This window comes from Chromohalobacter sp. 48-RD10, assembly GCF_029889785.1.
Taxonomy (GTDB): domain Bacteria; phylum Pseudomonadota; class Gammaproteobacteria; order Pseudomonadales; family Halomonadaceae; genus Chromohalobacter.
Window position 1 is genome coordinate 293,097 of record NZ_JARANX010000001.1, and the last position, 17,466, is coordinate 310,562.

The window sequence follows — 17,466 nt, forward strand, 5'->3', positions numbered from 1 at the left end:
AGGGATCATTCAAGGGAACACTTACTCTGACGACGCCCCACCGCGATGAGTTCCCGGTGCAACGAAATTTTTTTCAACTTTTTTTGCCCCTCATGCCAGCGCGATGTCATCGGGCGCCGGAGGAGCCGACCCCTCACGCGCCACATCGACCCACACGAAGCGATTGGCATCCAGGCGCTGCTCACCTTCCCAGCGATAGGCCACCAGACGCCCGTATTTCACGGCACTGTAATCGAGACAGGCAATGTTCGGCGCCGGTAGCGCCGGAACCCCCTCGCACCAATAGTGGCCAATGAACAGCGGCGGCTCCTCCGGTCCGTAATACGGCAGTCGCTGTCGCTCCTCAGCGCTCAAGGGCTGGTTCTCGAGATCGTCGGGAAGGTTATCGGGCTGGAAGACCACATCGCCATAGGTCAACGGCTCACGTGCCCAGAAATGAGCACGGAAGGTGGTGCGCGTGAAACCATCGCCGGAATGGATTCGCAAGCCCGCCGGAAGCGGCAGTGAGGGACCTCGCGTCAGCCGATCCATGACGCGAAAGGCGAATGTTCCCGGGCACGCCGAATCGTAAAAGAAATCCTCGCTCATGCGACCATCGGGACACTGCGCCAGAAATGGCGTGATGAGGTCGCGGTCCCAGCAGGCATGCACGGCCCGTAGTCCATCACGTTCGAGGCACAACGGCATCGTCATGAACCAGTCCAGATGTGACTGCCACTCCTGAGGATGATCGCGAAACTGGGCCAGCGTCTCATTGATGACGCGATTGTGTCGCGGCGAATGCTCGCGTAGCCACTCTCCCGCCCATTCCAGCGGCGCCCGGCGACTATACGCCAGGGCATTGTATTCGTGATTGCCCATCACGATATCCGCCTCGCCCGCCTCGACCATGTCACGCGCGATATTCAGCGCCAGTCGAATGCGCGGGCCGCGATCGATCAAATCGCCCAGAAAGATGACTCGACGACGCGGATGACGATACACGCCTTCTCGGTAGCGATAGCCAAGCTTCTCCAGCAACACCGCCAGCGAGGCGCCACACCCATGCACATCGCCGATCAAATCGTAGCCATCGAGGTCGTTGCGAGCCAGTGTCATGTCACTCCCCCATCCGGCTGCTCCAGCCGAGCTTGGTGCGACAGGCCTCGAAATAGTTGTGCCCATGCGGATGAAGGAGCGTCAGCCGTTCTCGCTTGCGGCGCACGACCAGGCGGTCACCGGGCTTGGAAACCACCTGGGTCTGGCCGTCACAACTGACATGCGGATACGCGTGGTTGGTTTCTCCGATATGCACCGTGATCTCGCTGGCCGCATCGATGACGATCGGCCGGCTCGACAACGTATGCGGAAACATCGGCACCAGCGTGATGGCCTCGAGCCTGGGATGCACGATCGGACCGCCTCCCGACAAGGCATAAGCGGTGGAGCCGGTCGGCGTGGCGATGATCAACCCATCGCTACGTTGGCTGTAGACGAACTGGCCGTCGATGAACAGCTCGAATTCGATCATCCGCGCGGCCTTGCCGGGATGGATGACGACATCGTTGAGTCCCGAGGCCATGCCGACCCGTTCGCCGGCGCGAAACACTTCCGCCTCCAACAGGAAGCGGCGCTCGCTCTCGAAGTGCCCATCGAGCACTTCGCCGATTCGCTCTTCGACTTCATCCGGCGAGATATCGGTGAGAAAGCCCAGCCTTCCCCGATTGATGCCCACTACCGGCGTCCCCGTGTCGCACAACGTCCGCGCGGCGCCCAACAGACTGCCATCACCGCCAACCACGATCGCCAAGTCACAGCGCTCACCCAGTTGGCGACGGCTCGCCTCGGGATAACCATGATCGGGCAAGACCGTGGCGGTGCGTTCCTCGACGATCACATGGAGTTGGCGAGCGTCGAGAAAGCGGAGCAACCGCTTGAGCGTCTCTACCGCGTTGGGATTGCCCAATCGCCCGATCAGGCCAATGGTCTTGAATGGCTGCATGTGAAGCGTCTCGTTGCCGGCGTCGCGGCCCGTCATTATGCGGACTGGCGAGCAGCGGAGCAAACCGTGGCTGGGTCAGACGTTTGCGACATTAGCGGCAGACACTCATTTCTTGGGGTCGTTGTACTGGTCCGACTCGGGCGTCTGTACAGGGTGCAACTCCCACCAGTAGAGATACAGGGCCACGGGCGAGGCGAAGATCGTATTCAAGACCATGAAGGTCACCAACGCCGCCTGCCCCTGCCGATCGACCTCACCGTAATAGAGCATCATGAAGGCAATGCCGGCGATGCCCACGATCACGTTGATCACGATGATGGCTGCGAAGAATTTGAATATCGCTTTACGTTTACGCGACATCGGCTTTTTACTCATGGTATCTCTCCTTGCTGAAATTCATCTATCGAGTGGCCCATATTCCAGCTGCCGGGCAATCAGGCGCCCAAGAATTTCCATGCCTGTCTGCATGCGCTCATCCCAGGGATGGCCATAGTTCAAACGCAGGCAGTGTCGAAAACACTCGTGCGAAGAAAAGATACTGCCCGGCGCGATACTAATACCTTCGGCCAGCGCCATCTGGTGTAACTGCGAAGTATCCACACATTCCGGCAACTCGACCCATAAAAAGTATCCTCCGGCGGGGTATGTTGTCCGCGTACCATCAGGGAAATACTTCGTGATCGCGTGCAGCATGCAGTTACGCTGCCATTCAAACTGGTGCCTAAGTGTTCGCAAATGTCGATCAAACCCACTTCGTGACAGATAGGCCGATAGCGCTACCTGAGCCGGCGCTGATGCCGATAAGGAAAGTGAAAGTTTGTCGCGCATGATGTGTTGGGTGTAGCGTCCTCCTGCCACCCAACCGACACGCCAGCCAGGAGCCAAACTCTTGGAAAACGAACTGCAGTGCATGATCAAGCCTTCTTGGTCGAAGGCTTTGGCAGGTAGCGGACGGCGGCTATCGAAATAAAGCTCACCATAGACATCATCCTCGATCATCGGCACCGCATAGCGTTGCAATAGCGCGACAAGATCACGTTTTTTGTCTTCTGGCATCAGGCTACCCAACGGGTTCTGGAAATTGGTCATCAACCAACATGCCGCCGGCTTATGCCGCTTTATCGCTCGTTCCATCGCCTCCAGATCAATACCATCACGTGGGTGTGTTGATACCTCGATTGCCCGTAAGTGATACCGCTCCAGAGCTTGGAGCGACGCATAGAAGGTAGGGGACTCTACAATAACCGCGTCCCCAGGCTGGGTGACGACACCCAGGCAGATATTGAGCGCTTCCAATGCGCCATTGGTCACTACAAGGTCATCCGCGTGAATTTGCATACCATCCGCGTGATAGCGCAGTGAAATAGCATGACGCAGTTGAGCACTACCGGGGCTCAAATCATCTACTGTATGCCAAACATCCAGCTTGGGTAGTGTAGATGCCATGACCTGAGCCAGCCTCGGGATCGGGTAGAGCTCAGGACTCGGCAGCGCAGACCCCAAAGGCACTAGGTCGCGGCGCATAGTGGCGCCCAACACCTGGAGAACACGGTCGCTGACATCGACATTGAAGACACGCTCGTCAGGCGCGCTGGTCATCTCGATTTCCGGCGGACGGGTGCCTTTCGGTCCAACGACATAGAAACCTGATCGATCACGTGCCCGGATAAGTCCTTTGGCTTCCAGCAGATAATAAGCCTTGAAAACAGTGGTGGGACTGACGTTACGGCTAATGCTGGCAGCGCGAATCGAAGGCAGACGGTCCCCAGCATGCAACGCACCGGAGAGAATAGAGGCCTCCAGTGCTTCGGCCAGATGTTGATAAAGCTTCATGCCCACCTCCGACAACACTCCATGCCTGTCTAAGCGCAATAGCAACGGGTTCGCATTGTCTTGCAACTGGAGATATTGTCAGGGTGATATCATGAAGAGTACAGATTCAGATAGGCATGAAAAAAGCATATCAGTTAAAGATGGGCACCCAATTGGCGGCTCACCCATGACGCAAGTACTGTTCGATGCTACCACGCCCGCGCTGGAAGACGAGTGGGCATCGCTTCATCACCCTTGGGTGCGTGATCTCGCCTGGCTATTGCATGCTCCGGATATCATCGAAAGCGATTATCCGGGCCGGCCGACCCTCGAGGCACTCGGGCTTGGCGACGCCGCGTGCAGAAAGGCTTGGCTGCATGCGTTCGACGCCGAGCCGCAACGGCTCGTGCCTTATATCGGCGCAACGCCTCCGCGACGTCTGGGGCATTACCATGAGCGTCTCTGGCACGCCCTGCTCGACCTCGCCCCAGCGACACGCCTACTGGCCACTAATATCGCGATTCACGAGGCCAACCGCACCCTCGGTGAGCTGGATGTCATCTATGCCGATGCTCAGGGACGCCACACCCATCTAGAACTGGCCATCAAGTATTATCTGGGCCTGCGCCAAGGACCCGGCGACGAACGCCATCCGGCACGCTGGATCGGCCCCGGCTGCGCCGACTCATTGGCACGCAAGCATTACCATACGCGGCATCACCAGTTGCCCCTGGCCCATCACCCGCGCTCGATGGCACGCTTGAACTCGCTAGGCATCGACCCAAGCTTACTTCAACAGCGTGCAGCCATGCTCGGGATGCTGTTTTACCCTTGGTCCGTCACGCTAGCGGCGCCGCATCCGGCACGTATCACCGCCGCTCATGGCGATTGGCTGACATGGCAAGACTGGCCGATACTGCGTGACCACTTGCCGACAGGAACCATGGGCGCCCCGCTTCACAAGCCGCATTGGCTCGCACTACCCGGAGGCGAGACATATCGCACGTTGGAGAGACTGGAAGCCGAGCTCGAGGCGCACTTCACGGACACCGGCACGCCACGGCAATATCATCTGCAAGCGCCCGACGGCACCCAGAGACGTTTTTTCATCGTGCCCGATGACTGGCCACGTCGCCTGCCACTGCCACCCATTACCCCCACCCCAGGGAGGAAGTCCCACCATGTTGAGGATCGGAGAACTGGCCGAGCGTAGCGGCGTCAGCGTCGACACGCTGCGCTATTACGAGAAGGAAGGATTGCTCCCGGATGCCCAACGCGGCGACAACGGCTATCGCTACTACGCTGCGGACAACCTCGAGCGCCTGCATTTCATCCTGCGCGCCAAACGCCTGGGCTTCACCCTGGCCGACATTCGCGAGTTGCTCTCGCTGCAGGTCGACGCCGATGCGCACACTTGCGAGGAGGTCAAGCGCGTCGCCGAGGACAAACTTGCCGCCATCGATGCGCGCCTGGCGGAGCTGCATCACATGCGCCAGGCGCTGGCCCACCTGACCGATGCCTGCTGCGGCGGTCCGCACGCGGCCACGCAATGCACGATCCTGACCGCCTTCGCCCATGGCAAGACCGCCCCCGAGCCGCACCAGCACCGTCATGACGGCTGAAAGGCCCTCTACGCGGCCGTCGCCCCACTCGGCGCATCAGCCAACTGCATGGGGGCGAAGCTCTTGGCCTGCGCCATGCGCCAGATACGACCATAGAACGGGCGCTGACTGGGATCGCGCAACAACTCGCCCGGCTCCAGAAACGGATGTAGATGAGAGAATAGCTTCACTTCGTTTTCCGAGACCCGGTGCACGAGGTGGTCCGGGGTGATCTGCCAGGGGCGCGTCAGCCCCGCCGCCGCGATCATCTCCGCCATAGCATGCAGGGTATTGTGATGGAAGTGATACACCTGCTCGGCCTTGTCGCCGACCACCAACGACTTCTGACGTAGCGGATCCTGAGTGGCCACGCCCGTCGGGCAGCGGTTGGTGTGGCAACTTTGCGATTGTATGCAGCCCAGCGCAAACATGTAGCCGCGTGCGGCATTGACCCAATCGGCCCCCATGGCCATGACCCGAGCGATATCGAAAGCACTGATGACCTTGCCGCTCGCTCCGAGGCAAATCTTCTCACGCAGTCCCACGCCGACCAGCGTGTTATGCACGAACAAGAGCCCTTCACGCAGCGGCGCGCCCAGATGATCGGAAAACTCCACCGGGGCCGCGCCCGTCCCCCCTTCACTGCCATCGACGACGATGAAATCGGGCACGACCTCGGTTTCGAGCATCGCCTTGACGATGGCCATGAATTGCCAGGGCTGGCCGAGACACAGCTTGAAGCCCACCGGCTTGCCACCAGACAGCTCACGCAATTGTGCAATGAAGTCGAGCATCTCGAGCGGCGTCGAGAATGCTGGATGGCTGGCCGGCGATAGACAATCTTCGCCTTGGGGGATCTCCCGCGTCTGGGCGATTTCCGGGGTAATCTTGCCCGCCGGAAGCAGCCCACCGTGACCGGGCTTGGCACCCTGGCTGAGCTTGATCTCGATCATCTTGACCTGCGCATCACTGGCCTGCTCGGCGAAGCGCTTGGGGTCGAACTCGCCTTCCGGCGTACGGCAGCCGAAATAACCGCTACCTAGTTCCCAGATCAGATCACCGCCATGCTCGCGATGGTACGGACTGATGCCCCCTTCCCCGGTGTCATGTGCAAAGCGTCCAAGCCAAGCGCCCTTGTTGAGGGCACGAATTGCATTGGCGCTCAGCGCACCAAAGCTCATCGCCGAGATATTGAATAGCGAAATCTCATAAGGTTGGGCGCACTGGCCATTCCCGATGGTCAGACGGAAATCGTCCGGCTCCGCCACAGGCGCCGTTTCCATCGAATGGCCGATGTACTCATAGGCATTGGCATAGACATCGCGCAGTGTGCCGAAGGGCTTGGCATCGTTATGCTGACGCGCTCGCTGGTAGACTAGGCCACGCTGCACATGGGAAAACGGCAACTGCTCGGTATCGGCCTCGAAGAGATACTGACGCAGCTCCGGGCGTAATGCCTGAAAGACATAACGCAAGTTGCCAATGACGGGGTAATTGCGACGTACCGCATATCCGCGCTGCGAGAGATCGGCAATACCCACGAGCACCAGCGCGCCACTCACCAGCGGCACCAGCCATCCGCCATGCCACTGTATGGCCATGAGCGTCGTCACCAGCGTGATCACACAGCACACCGCGAAAAAACCGTAACGCGATAACAGAGAATGTTTCATGAAGATATCCTGAACGAAAGGCGTCATCACCATGAAAACACGAAACGTGCTCCGGGTTTAGAGCCGCCTGGCCCAACAGGCGGCCGCAACGCTATCACGCAATACCGAGCGATGCCTGATGGCGCCGGCGCCACCAGGTATTGATCAGCAACGAGGCCAGCAATATTCCCGCGCCCAACACCAGACGCGGTACGTCAGCGTCGCGGTTCCAGATCAGCAGATTGACCATCAACCCGGCGGGCACCAGAGCATTGTTCATGATCGCCAGCGTTCCAGCATCGACTCGACAAGCCCCCTTGTTCCAGAGGAAATAACCAAGCCCCGACGCGACGACACCCAGCCATACCAGAATGCCCCACTGCAGCGAGGTCGTCGGCAACGCTGTGACATCGCCGAACAGCCAGAACGCCGGTAGCGCCACGCACAACGCGCCCAGGTAGAACCAGCCGAAGACATGGCGATGCGCTATCTCCTGAGGCAAGCGCGGCGCTAAATGACGGTAAGCGACCTGCCCAACGGCGAAGCATAGATTCGAACTCTGTACCACTAAGAAGCCGGCCCAATAGGCGTCGCTGATGTCGGCGTAACGGATAACCGCCGCCCCGAGCACGGCAAGCGCAGCGGTGAGCAGATAGAATGGCGTGAAGTGTCCCTTTAATATGTCGTCGATCAAGGTGATGTAGAGTGGTGTGAAGATCGTGAACAGTAAGACTTCCGGTACGCTCAACAACGCAAACGACTGATAGAAACCGATATACATCGCCCCCAGCTGTACAGCGCCAATGGCCATCAATCCCAGTGCGTGCCCGAGCGGCAAACGTCGCGGACGTAGCCAGATCAGAAAGATCAGCGCCGCCAACCCAATACGGGTCAGCACCGCGAAATAACTATCGACCTGGCTGGAGAGGTAGACGCCGATCAGGCTGAAGGAAAATGCCCAGAGCGTCGTAACGCCAATCAAATATCCCATTTACAGTTAACCTGAGGATCTAAAAAGTTGACTGCCATTATACGCCTGGCACGCCTTTTGCCTAGTATTCACCGACTGAGTTTCACGTCTCACTCAGGACATACCTCCGAGGTGGCCTGGTCCGGCCAAGGTGAAGGAATAGTGGCGCCCGACACACACACCGACTGGGTGCGCTTCATCGAACAAGGCCATTTCCTGCCTCAAGGCCAATCCCGTAAAGTAGCGTTTCGTAATGTCTATCGCTGGGACCTTCATCCTGAGCATATCGCGCTCTATCACGAGCGCCGAGGCCCCGACGCGGCGGTCTGGCTATTCGATCTCGTCGCCGACTCGGCGACCACATTGACCAGCAAGTCACCACATCTCTGCGGTGCCGATACCTACCAGGCTCGACTTACCTTCGAGCCTTACGGCTTTCAACTCGAATGGCATATCGCGGGACCGCGCAAGGATGAGCGACTCGTCTACCATTATCGGCAGCCAGACGATTAACGCAGCGCAGCGACACGTCTTCGTCGCCAGCACTGGCCGGCATCTTCACAACGCGCTAGAATAGTTTGGGAACGCTGTTTTAAAACAGCATGACAAGCAACGGAGGTCGCATGAAAGTACTACTTCCTTTAGCACTCATCGGGTCATTGGCCCTCGTCGGCTGTGCCAACACCTCGCCTTATTCCGGCGATGTCTATCGCAGCGGGCAAGCCGAAACCGCGCAGTCGGTGACTTACGGCACTATCACGTCAGTGCGTCCGGTGCAGATTCAAGCTGGCGATCAGAACGAAGGCGTTTTGGGTGGCCTAGGCGGTGCCGTACTGGGTGGCTTGCTCGGGAACCAGGTCGGCGGGGGCTCCGGAAGCACCATCGCTGCGGCGGTCGGCGCCATCGGCGGTAGCGTCGCCGGCAGCAAGGTCGAAGATTCCGCCAATCGTACCCAGGCCTGGGAGATAGAAATCCGGCGCGATAGCGGCGATTCTGTCGTCGTGGTTCAGAAAGCTGACCGCAACTGGCAAGTCGGACAACAAGTGCGCATGGTCGGCAGTGGAGCCAATCTGAGTGTCGCGCCTTACTGAGTCGAGATCGCAAGGCTCATGCCGCCAGTAATGGCATGAGCCATCGAAAGCACGCTAATTTTTCCTGTCCGAACCTGTTTACATACGCTATCGTATGTAGCGTGATACGCTACGGATGTGGGAAACTAGCCTCATGAACACAGGACGCACGCTCGGTTGCCTCGCTTCGACCCTCGCCTTTGCGATCTTCTCAAGTCCCGTGCTGGCCGACGGAATGCTGACGATCAAGAGCGAGAATGATCTTTTCGCCAGCGGCGAAGACGGACATTACACCAATGGATTGGAAGTAAACTGGTCATTCACGCCCGACGCAGCGCACTGGACGCGACGTCTCGCCGACGCCGTACCCGGCTGGTCAAGCGCAGAGCTCGACGGTGTGGCTTATCGTGCCGGTCAGCAGATCTACACGCCCAACGATATCGACCGCTCGGACCTCATCGAAAACGACCGACCTTATGCGGGCCTGCTCTATGCTGGCGTATCACTCTTCGATGACCGCCAGTACAGCGGCTGGCGCCAGGCGGACGATCTCCACTTCGACGCCGGCATCGTGGGGCCTGCATCGGGAGGAAAAGCCATCCAGAAGAACTTTCATCACCTGATCGGTAGCGACGAACCCAAAGGCTGGTCGCACCAGCTTCATAACGAACCGGTGCTCAACCTGACCTACAAGCGCAGTTGGTGGCTGCAAGACTCGTTCGGCAATCTGGACATGGAATACGGCCCCAATGCCGGCTTTGCCCTCGGCAACCTGTATACGTATGCCGCAGGTGGCGTGGGCCTGCGTATTGGCGATGATCTACACAATAGCGCCGGTATGCCTGCCGTCGCCCCCGCTCAAAGCGGGCGCAACTACTTCGAACCCGATCAGGGGTTCGGCTGGTATGCGTTCGCGAGCCTCGAGGGCCGCTTCATGGCTCATAACCTGCTGCTGGATGGCAATACCTTCGAGGACAGCCATTCAGTGGATAGCCGTCAGTGGGTCAGCGACGCGCTGGCCGGTATCGCCTTGACGTGGGACAGCTGGCAGCTCACCTACACCAGCGTCTGGCGAACCGATGAGTTCAAAGCCCAAGACGAAAATGACCAATTTGGCTCATTGACACTTTCGCTGTGGCTGTGACGCCCTCAACGACAATGCCCCGCATCAGCGGGGCATTGCTCGAGCTAAAACAGCTTTTCGTCAGTGTAATTTGACGCGGCGCATCAACCAGCACCCCACGCGCTTGGCGATCCAGTAAAACAGCGCCAGGATAATCAACGTCAGTAACATCGAGATCGGGTTGACGATGAAAGTGGCGCCCAACACGGCCAAGGCAATACTCCACACCCAACGATCGTCACCGCCCAGCTGCAACGCCGCCGGAATGCGGCGCATGATCATCTTTCCGAGAGAACCGTCCCACGCGCGCAGCGCCAGGAAAAGAATCACGGCGAAAGCGATCAGCCAGATCAGCGTTACGGTCATGTTGGCCTCCTGATAGGCAACGTCGGTAATCTTTCAATTGCACCAAGCTCGGCAGGGTACCGTCACCCCCAGCACCGCGCAACCGGCGCGACGCCCTGACGCAGGACGCTGCTCAAGAGACCGTTCGGCGACAAATTCGTTCCCGATGCACCTTGAAGTGTCATCATGCAACTCAAAAGGGATATGAAAACCCCGAGAGGCCCCTGACACACTTGGGTGAGCGCGTTACCATGGATGGCGACATACACCCAGAAAGGTCTTCAACATGCAGATTGCCCAGAATTCCGTGGTTTCCTTCCACTACACCCTCACCAATAACGAGGGTGAAGTGCTGGACAGCTCGGAAGGCCGCGATCCTCTGACTTACCTGCACGGCGCGGGCAACATCATTCCAGGGCTGGAAAAGGAACTGGAAGGCCGTCAGAGCGGCGAGAACCTCAAAGTCACCGTCGAGCCGGCAGAAGGCTACGGTGAAACTCAGCCCGGCCTGATGCAAGAAGTGCCGCGCGATGCCTTCCAGGGTGTCGATGACATTCAACCGGGCATGCAGTTCCAAGCGCAGACCCAGGGTGGACCGCTCATGGTCACGGTCACCCAAGTCGAAGGCGACACTGTCACCGTCGATGGCAACCATCCGTTGGCCGGTCAGACTCTGAATTTCGATGTCGGGATCGCTGAAGTGCGTGAAGCGACTGCGGAAGAAGCCGAACACGGTCACGTGCACGGTGAAGGCGAGCAAGAACAGGAGCACTAAGACGCTCCTTCGCAACACCTGACGTGAAAACGGGCGGCCTGCGGGCCGCCCGTTTCATGTCTACGTCCTGCCTACCGTGGTTCGCTTTTTGATGCCCCCGTACCTTTCTCGAACCATCCTGCGGATGCTCCTTCAGCCTTGGCCAAGGCACGATAGCCTCCCACGACACGCATCGCTGTCGTGAGCAGACACACCAACGCGAAGAAGATCGCCCACCAAGGGAAATACGCCGGCCACAAGCAGAACACGACGAAGGCCATGATCGTCTCGGTACCCTCGGTCAAGCCCTCCAGGTAGTAAAACGCTTTGTGCTCAAAATGCGGCCGCTCCAAACCATGGCGTGTCGCGGCAATCGCAAAGGCCAGAAACGACGCACCGGTCCCCATAAACGCGAAGAGCAAAAAGGCGGCGGGCAAGGCATTTTGCCCCGGATCGGCCAGAGCGAATCCCACTACCACGGCGGCATAGAAGACGAAGTCCAGGACAATATCGAGAAATCCGCCGGCATCGCTTTGACATTGCAGATGACGCGCCAAGGCGCCGTCCAGACCATCACACACGCGGTTGAGGACAATCGCCACCAGGGCCAGGCCATAAGATTGATAGGCCAATAACGGCAACGCCAGCATGCCGATTGCAAAACCGCCCACCGTCAGTTGAGTCGGCGTCACACCGCGACGTCCCAAGCCAACGGCGCAGCGCGTAAGTACCGGCGCAACCCAGGCGTTCGTCCATTTATCCAACATGTGGGCTCCCGCTATTTTTCAAGTAGACTTGCGGTATATCAATCACATCAGCATGACATGATAACCCGATAATCAGGAGTCGCCCGATGCGCTTTCCAGTGATCGCGTTCGCACTACTCGCAACGCTCGCATTCGTTCCCATTTCCCAGGCCCATGCCGCGCAGCGCGAAGCCATCTTCGCCGGTGGCTGTTTCTGGTGCATGGAGCCGCCTTACGACAAACTCGAGGGCGTCGTCTCGACAACCTCCGGCTACATCGGCGGTGATAGCGAGCGCCCCACCTACGAACAAGTCAGCAGCGGCAATACCGGCCATGCCGAGGCGGTCAAGGTCGTCTACGATGACGAGGTCGTCGACTACGACACGCTGCTCGACGTGTTCTGGCACAATATCGATCCCTTCGCCGAGGGACGCCAATTCTGCGATGTCGGTAGCCAATACCGTAGCGCCATCTTTCCCCTCGACCAGCGTCAGCGACGCCTCGCCGAAGCCTCCAAGGAAGCCGTTGAAACGCGCTTCGAGCGCAACGTCAAGACGCGCGTCGAAGCGAAAGCGCCCTTCTGGGACGCCGAGGAATACCATCAAAATTTCTACAAGAAAAACCCCGTGCGCTACCGCTTCTACCGTGCCGGTTGCGGCCGTGACGACCGCCTCGAAACCGTGTGGGGCGATGACGCCGGCAAGCCTTGAAAGTACGCGCTCAGGTCGCCTCTGGCATATCAACCATCCACCGCTCACGACGCCACAACCAAGCTGCCACGCTGAAGGTTCCCAGCAACACCAGCAGCGAGGCAGCGATCACGCCGCTCCATTGCCAGCGCGCCCAGAACGGCTCCAGATAGAAGCCACCGAGGCTGGCGCCCAGATAGTAGAACACCAGATACAGCGACGACGCACTGCCCCGCGCGCGCTGTGCGTGCCGCCCCACCCAGCTCGAGGCCATCGAATGCGCCAGGAAGAATCCCACGGCATTGATCGTCAGACCAGCGATGATCGTGATCAAGGAAGGCATCAACGTAAGTAGCGAGCCGCTCATCAGGATGCCGATACCCAGCATCATGCATGTCGGCTGCGACAAGCGCTGCGCGATACGCCCGGACAGCGCCGAGCCCACGGTACCACCGAGATAGGTCAGGAATATCAGGCCCAACCATTGCGAGGTGAGAGAAAACGGCGCCTCGCTGAGCCGAAACGTCACATAGCTGTATTGATTGATGAAGATGAAAAAGTTGAACCCGCCGATAAGATAGGCGGCAATCAACCGGGGATCGCGCAAATGCCCCTGCATATCCCGCGCGGCCTGTCCCACGCGCAACGGCGAAGGGCGGAACTGTCGGGCAGGCGGCAAGGCGCGCCAGAATATCCAGGTGCATGCCAGGCTCAGACACGCGATCGCCACGAAGCTACTATGCCATCCCCAATGTTCAGCGACCGTACCGCCGATGACGCGTCCACCGATCCCCCCCAGCGTGTTACCGCTGATATAGAGCCCGACGGCCAGCAACAGCGCCGGCTTGTTGAACTCATCACCCATCCAAGCGATTGCCACTGCAGGCAAACCGCCCAGCAAGAACCCTTGCAAAGCACGCAGGGCCAGTAGACTCGCGAAGTTGGGAGCAAATGCCATGACCAAGGTACAAACGCTGGCGAGTACCAGCGTGACACGCATGATGGCGGTTCGGCCGATGGCATCGGAAAGCGGTCCGTAGAACAGCAGCGACAATGCCAGCGTCAACATGCTGACCGAAATCGCACTGCCCGCCGCCAGCGTCGAGACCTCGAAACTCTCGCGAATGGCCGGCAGCAGCGGCTGGGCGACATACAAGTTGATGAAGACGGTGAAGGAGCCCAGGCACAATGCCAGGGTTGCGCGCCACCAGGCACGGGTACGCGGTTCGATCATGACGTCCTCCATGAATGCATCATGATTTCGCCGGACGCAACATTATACGAACGAGACACGAGAAACCTCTCGACCTGGCATGCCGACACCTGCGAGCCGCTCATCCTTCGTGGGGCTGGCGATCGAGACGCGCCGCCAACTGCGTTCTGTCCATGGGCCGCCGTGACTGCCAGTAGTGGCGATTCCAGTAGACATTGTCGAGGCGTGACAACTTGACGCCCTGTGACGTCGAAGCATGCAGAAAATAACCGTCGTCGACATAGACGCCGACATGGTTGTACGGGCCGGGGGAATGGAAGAAGACCAAGTCGCCGGCTTCAAGATCGCTGCGCGGCACCCGACGCCCCTCTTGCATTTGTTGCTCGGTGGTACGCGGTAGGGAGAGATGGAACGCATCGCTGTAGACATGCTGCATCAACGCCGAGCAATCGATGCCGCGTTGCGTGGTCCCACCGAGACGATACGGTGTCCCCACCCAGCGCTGGTGCTCGGATAGTAGTGCCTCACGAATACGCGCCGGTGATACCAGCGCCCGCTGAACGTCGCTGGCGCGAAAAGTAGCCAACGGAGACTCACGACCCGCGTCGGAGAGCGCGCCTTCACCGGCCTTGGCGGCCGCGGACAGGGAAGACGATTGTGGAGCGGTATGTTGCGGGCTTTGCGTGGCACAGCCACCCAACAGAGCAGCCAATACCCATCCCAATGCCATGGTTCGAAGCATCCAAGCGACCTCATCACACGTATTCAACCTCGCGGATGCCTCGGGGCGCTTGCATGAATGCAAGACGACGCCCTACCTTGCTAGGCACTACCTGGCGAGGGGGTCGCTGTGGTGGTGGCGCGCATCGCAGGTGCCACCGCCAGAGCGGCCTAGACTCGACTCGTTAACATGCCGTGTGCCCGCTGGAGGGCATCAAGACCGATACGATGATAGAGAAACTCCCGCCTTTTGACGAGAGCTCTCGAAAGCGGGATACGAAATGTTTCATCCCGACGCCCTGCCCGATCAGTGCAACGTCCGCGCATCGCCCGGCAAGGTATCGATATGCAGAGGCGCCCAGTGACGTGCGGTTGAGCCCGGAAAATCAAGACTCGCCCAGCTACCGGCCAGCGGCGGTGCGGCCGTCAACCAAGCGGTCAGTGCCTCGCCGAATCCCTGCAGGAACGCCTCACGCTCATCGGTCTCGCCCATGAAGAAGGAAAACCCCGCGTAAAGCCCACGGGCATAATCGTACCAACTCGCATAGTGCGATTGCGCCAAATGAGCGGCACGCTCCACCAGGGTGTCGAACTCCACCGCCGACAGCCAGTCCATCTGTCGCCCGGCAATGGCGAGATCGACGGCCTGCGCCACATCCCAGGCGGCCATGTCGTACTCGTTGCATCCCGAGGCGTTGCTCTCGACGCGGCGCAGACGCAGTAGATGATTGCGATCATCCTCGCTGCACTCGCCGGACTCGATGATCGCGACCTCCTCACGCAAGCGCGCGGCATTGAGCGTGTAAGGCGCATAGTTGATCTGATATTCCTGACGATCTCCCGCCTCGATCAAGAAATTCAGGAACTCCTTGAGTGCCTCCGCCGACAACAACCCATAGTGACTATCAAGCCATTCGCGCAGCGCCTCTCGCTCGCTGCCAACTTCAGGGCCCGGAGCACTCCAGACAGGGGCATTGAGAGGCCCGACCAATGCCAGAGCCGTGAAGCGTGGCAACGACAAGCGCTCGCCGGGCTCAAGCCAGGTAGCATGGTGCCAATCGAGCCAATGCAAGGGGCTTCCGGCGTCATCGCGATGCCAACGGATTTCCGCCACCAGGGGCGGATCTTCCGCCTCGGGCAACGCCGCCTCCCATGCCGCCCACGCCTCGATCAGCGCCTTGGGTCCATTATAAAAGCGGCTCAACACGCCGCGCAGTGACTCTGCCAACGTCTCGAGCTCGCGGCGGTCGTAATCACCGCTGTCGGCACACATCATCAGATAGAAGGCGTATTTTTCCGCCATGAAAATCGTCGCCGCATGACGGGTGCAGTGCTTGAGGCCATTGCGTAGCCGCACGGCCTCCGACATCGCGTGCCCAAAGGGCGTTGTCGCCGCAGGCAATGCACCGTGGGCAGCATCGGCAGCCAGTTGATTGAGATGATGCACCTGCCCGGGCAGCCACAGGCTGGCCAGACCGGCCGTGCCCATGGCAGGTTCGAGACCCAGCGTGTCACGCAGATAACGACGCGCCTCGTCGCGCTGCTGCGCATCTGGGGCGCGATCGATGCCCTGCCGATACAACAGATCGGGTTCACGCATCGCCGCCAACGCCAGGACCCAGTGCCACGCCGGCGCGCGCCAACCGCGTATCGCCTGCCGCGAAGCCTCGCGCTGGGCGTCATCCAGCAGCGCCTCGAGCGTCACCTGCCAGGGGCTCGACCGTGAACGCAACAAGACGTCCCAGTCACGCGCGAAATCCGCACGCCGATCGGTCCCCTCGAAAAGGCTACGCCCGCGCTGGTACGCCTTGGCCACGCTCGTCCAGTCACGATACCGGCGCATCAGCAAATCGCCCGCGTGTGCGGCAAATGCTTCGGCTTCCTGCGCGTCGAGCCAGCCCGCATTCCAGCCCGCATAGGCGAGATCCGCCAACCGCAGCCAATCCCACGCCGCCCATTCCAGGGGCTCTCCGCTGTCGAGGAATGTCAGCATCACATGGCCATAGTCACTCGCCTCACCGAGCGATTCCCACCACTGACGTCGAGTACTTCCACCCTGGGGGGTCAAACGCGCGGCATCGAGATCCCATGTATAACGATGCCCTTGCCCGCCCAGCCACAGCAGCATGCGAATCAATTCATCGCGCCCGTCAATGCGCCAGACATCGGCCAACCAACGCTCTACCTCCGGCCAGTCCAAGCGCGCATCGCACGTCGCGTCCAGCACGGGGGCGAAGACCGCACGCAGACGCCATACGCCACTATTTTGATCGATCGGCCACGGTAGCTGGCGAGGCCGATCGGATAGCCACTCGGCGAGTGCCTCCCAAGTGACGCCAGCCGCTTCGCGCTCGAGTTGCGACAGGGCTTCGCAGGCCTCGAGAAAGCCGTCATCGTCGTGGGTCCAGTCGATTTGTCCTCGCTCGTGACGCAACGCCGACAGCCATGCGTCCAGCGAGGCATGATGCGCCTGGATGTCGGCGGCAATCCACTCCGCCCAGGCGTGAGCCCGGGGAGCGTCCAGCCAGCCGGCAGCGCCCGACAACGCCAGCAGTTCAAATGCCTGTAGCTGGCGCAAGGCCTCGCCCTGCCCCGGCATGCACGCTTCGGCCAAGCGCCAGCCAAGCTCTCCCCGTTCGCGCACGTCCAACAACGCCAGGCGTGCCTGCGCCGTCTCGGGCGGCACACTCAACGGTTCGGGATCAAACGCCCAGCCGCACAGCACCAACTGCTGTGCCCACCAGGCGTTAAGAGGATCGATCAAGACGCACCTCACTCATGAACTCGGCA

General features: G+C 59.9%; 18 protein-coding genes. 7 read left to right on the plus strand and 11 right to left on the minus strand.

Going from position 1 to position 17,466, the window contains the following annotated elements; translation table 11 throughout:
• Positions 1-90 precede the first annotated feature (90 nt).
• The 4 genes from OP496_RS01315 to OP496_RS01330 form a co-directional block, all read right to left on the minus strand.
• Positions 91-1,098 (minus strand): metallophosphoesterase, encoded by a 1,008-nt coding sequence (locus tag OP496_RS01315; protein ID WP_280561524.1) that lies wholly within the window; start codon positions 1,096-1,098, stop codon positions 91-93.
• Position 1,099: 1 nt separating this feature from the next.
• Positions 1,100-1,981, minus strand: coding sequence for an NAD(+) kinase (locus OP496_RS01320; RefSeq protein ID WP_280561525.1), 882 nt, complete (start codon positions 1,979-1,981; stop codon positions 1,100-1,102).
• Positions 1,982-2,086: 105 nt separating this feature from the next.
• Entirely contained in the window at positions 2,087-2,356 is a 270-nt protein-coding gene (locus tag OP496_RS01325) for a hypothetical protein (RefSeq protein ID WP_280561526.1), read from the minus strand.
• Between the two features lie 21 nt (positions 2,357-2,377).
• Positions 2,378-3,814, minus strand: a complete 1,437-nt coding sequence (locus OP496_RS01330) for a PLP-dependent aminotransferase family protein (RefSeq protein WP_280561527.1) — start codon at positions 3,812-3,814, stop codon at positions 2,378-2,380.
• 166 nt (positions 3,815-3,980) lie between these two features.
• On the opposite strand from OP496_RS01330, the gene OP496_RS01335 reads away from it, so the two are divergent.
• A complete protein-coding gene (locus tag OP496_RS01335; RefSeq protein ID WP_280561528.1) occupies positions 3,981-5,006 on the plus strand; it encodes a DUF1853 family protein in 1,026 nt (341 codons plus the stop codon).
• Positions 4,975-5,415, plus strand: coding sequence for a Zn(2+)-responsive transcriptional regulator (gene zntR, locus OP496_RS01340; RefSeq protein ID WP_280561529.1), 441 nt, complete (start codon positions 4,975-4,977; stop codon positions 5,413-5,415). Before OP496_RS01335 ends, zntR begins: the two co-directional genes overlap by 32 nt.
• An 8-nt stretch (positions 5,416-5,423) precedes the next feature.
• Here zntR and OP496_RS01345 read toward each other — a convergent pair whose 3' ends face one another.
• Together OP496_RS01345 and OP496_RS01350 are read right to left on the minus strand one after the other, a co-directional pair.
• Positions 5,424-7,067, minus strand: coding sequence for an FMN-binding glutamate synthase family protein (locus tag OP496_RS01345; protein WP_280561530.1), 1,644 nt, complete (start codon positions 7,065-7,067; stop codon positions 5,424-5,426).
• A gap of 94 nt (positions 7,068-7,161) precedes the next feature.
• On the minus strand, positions 7,162-8,037 hold the full coding sequence (locus tag OP496_RS01350) for a carboxylate/amino acid/amine transporter (protein WP_280561531.1): 876 nt from the start codon (positions 8,035-8,037) through the stop codon (positions 7,162-7,164).
• A 111-nt stretch (positions 8,038-8,148) separates the two neighbouring features.
• Between OP496_RS01350 and OP496_RS01355 the strand changes: the two genes are divergently transcribed.
• The 3 genes from OP496_RS01355 to OP496_RS01365 all read left to right on the plus strand — a co-directional run bounded on the left by OP496_RS01355 (position 8,149) and on the right by OP496_RS01365 (position 10,230).
• Entirely contained in the window at positions 8,149-8,529 is a 381-nt protein-coding gene (locus tag OP496_RS01355) for a DUF6314 family protein (protein WP_280561887.1), read from the plus strand.
• Between the two features lie 110 nt (positions 8,530-8,639).
• Positions 8,640-9,107, plus strand: a complete 468-nt coding sequence (locus OP496_RS01360; RefSeq protein WP_280561532.1) for a glycine zipper 2TM domain-containing protein — start codon at positions 8,640-8,642, stop codon at positions 9,105-9,107.
• Positions 9,108-9,240: 133 nt separating this feature from the next.
• The gene (locus tag OP496_RS01365; RefSeq protein WP_280561533.1) at positions 9,241-10,230 is read left to right on the plus strand and encodes a lipid A deacylase LpxR family protein; all 990 of its coding nucleotides are present in this window, start codon (positions 9,241-9,243) and stop codon (positions 10,228-10,230) included.
• 60 nt (positions 10,231-10,290) lie between these two features.
• Here OP496_RS01365 and OP496_RS01370 read toward each other — a convergent pair whose 3' ends face one another.
• A complete protein-coding gene (locus tag OP496_RS01370) occupies positions 10,291-10,575 on the minus strand; it encodes a hypothetical protein (protein ID WP_247619819.1) in 285 nt (94 codons plus the stop codon).
• A 265-nt stretch (positions 10,576-10,840) separates the two neighbouring features.
• On the opposite strand from OP496_RS01370, the gene OP496_RS01375 reads away from it, so the two are divergent.
• Positions 10,841-11,329 (plus strand): peptidylprolyl isomerase, encoded by a 489-nt coding sequence (locus OP496_RS01375; RefSeq protein ID WP_280561534.1) that lies wholly within the window; start codon positions 10,841-10,843, stop codon positions 11,327-11,329.
• 71 nt (positions 11,330-11,400) lie between these two features.
• On the opposite strand, the gene OP496_RS01380 is transcribed toward OP496_RS01375, so the two are convergent.
• On the minus strand, positions 11,401-12,075 hold the full coding sequence (locus OP496_RS01380; RefSeq protein ID WP_280561535.1) for a CDP-alcohol phosphatidyltransferase family protein: 675 nt from the start codon (positions 12,073-12,075) through the stop codon (positions 11,401-11,403).
• Between the two features lie 86 nt (positions 12,076-12,161).
• Between OP496_RS01380 and msrA the strand changes: the two genes are divergently transcribed.
• Positions 12,162-12,764: a peptide-methionine (S)-S-oxide reductase MsrA gene (msrA, locus tag OP496_RS01385; protein ID WP_280561536.1), complete on the plus strand. Its 603-nt coding sequence runs from the start codon at positions 12,162-12,164 to the stop codon at positions 12,762-12,764.
• Between the two features lie 10 nt (positions 12,765-12,774).
• Here msrA and OP496_RS01390 read toward each other — a convergent pair whose 3' ends face one another.
• The 3 genes from OP496_RS01390 to OP496_RS01400 form a co-directional block, all read right to left on the minus strand.
• The gene (locus OP496_RS01390; protein ID WP_280561537.1) at positions 12,775-13,977 is read right to left on the minus strand and encodes an MFS transporter; all 1,203 of its coding nucleotides are present in this window, start codon (positions 13,975-13,977) and stop codon (positions 12,775-12,777) included.
• A gap of 100 nt (positions 13,978-14,077) precedes the next feature.
• Complete coding sequence (locus OP496_RS01395; RefSeq protein WP_280561538.1) at positions 14,078-14,698, minus strand: NlpC/P60 family protein; 621 nt, start codon at positions 14,696-14,698, stop codon at positions 14,078-14,080.
• 285 nt (positions 14,699-14,983) lie between these two features.
• Positions 14,984-17,440, minus strand: coding sequence for a YbeU/YbeR family protein (locus OP496_RS01400; RefSeq protein WP_280561540.1), 2,457 nt, complete (start codon positions 17,438-17,440; stop codon positions 14,984-14,986).
• Positions 17,441-17,466: the final 26 nt, after the last annotated feature.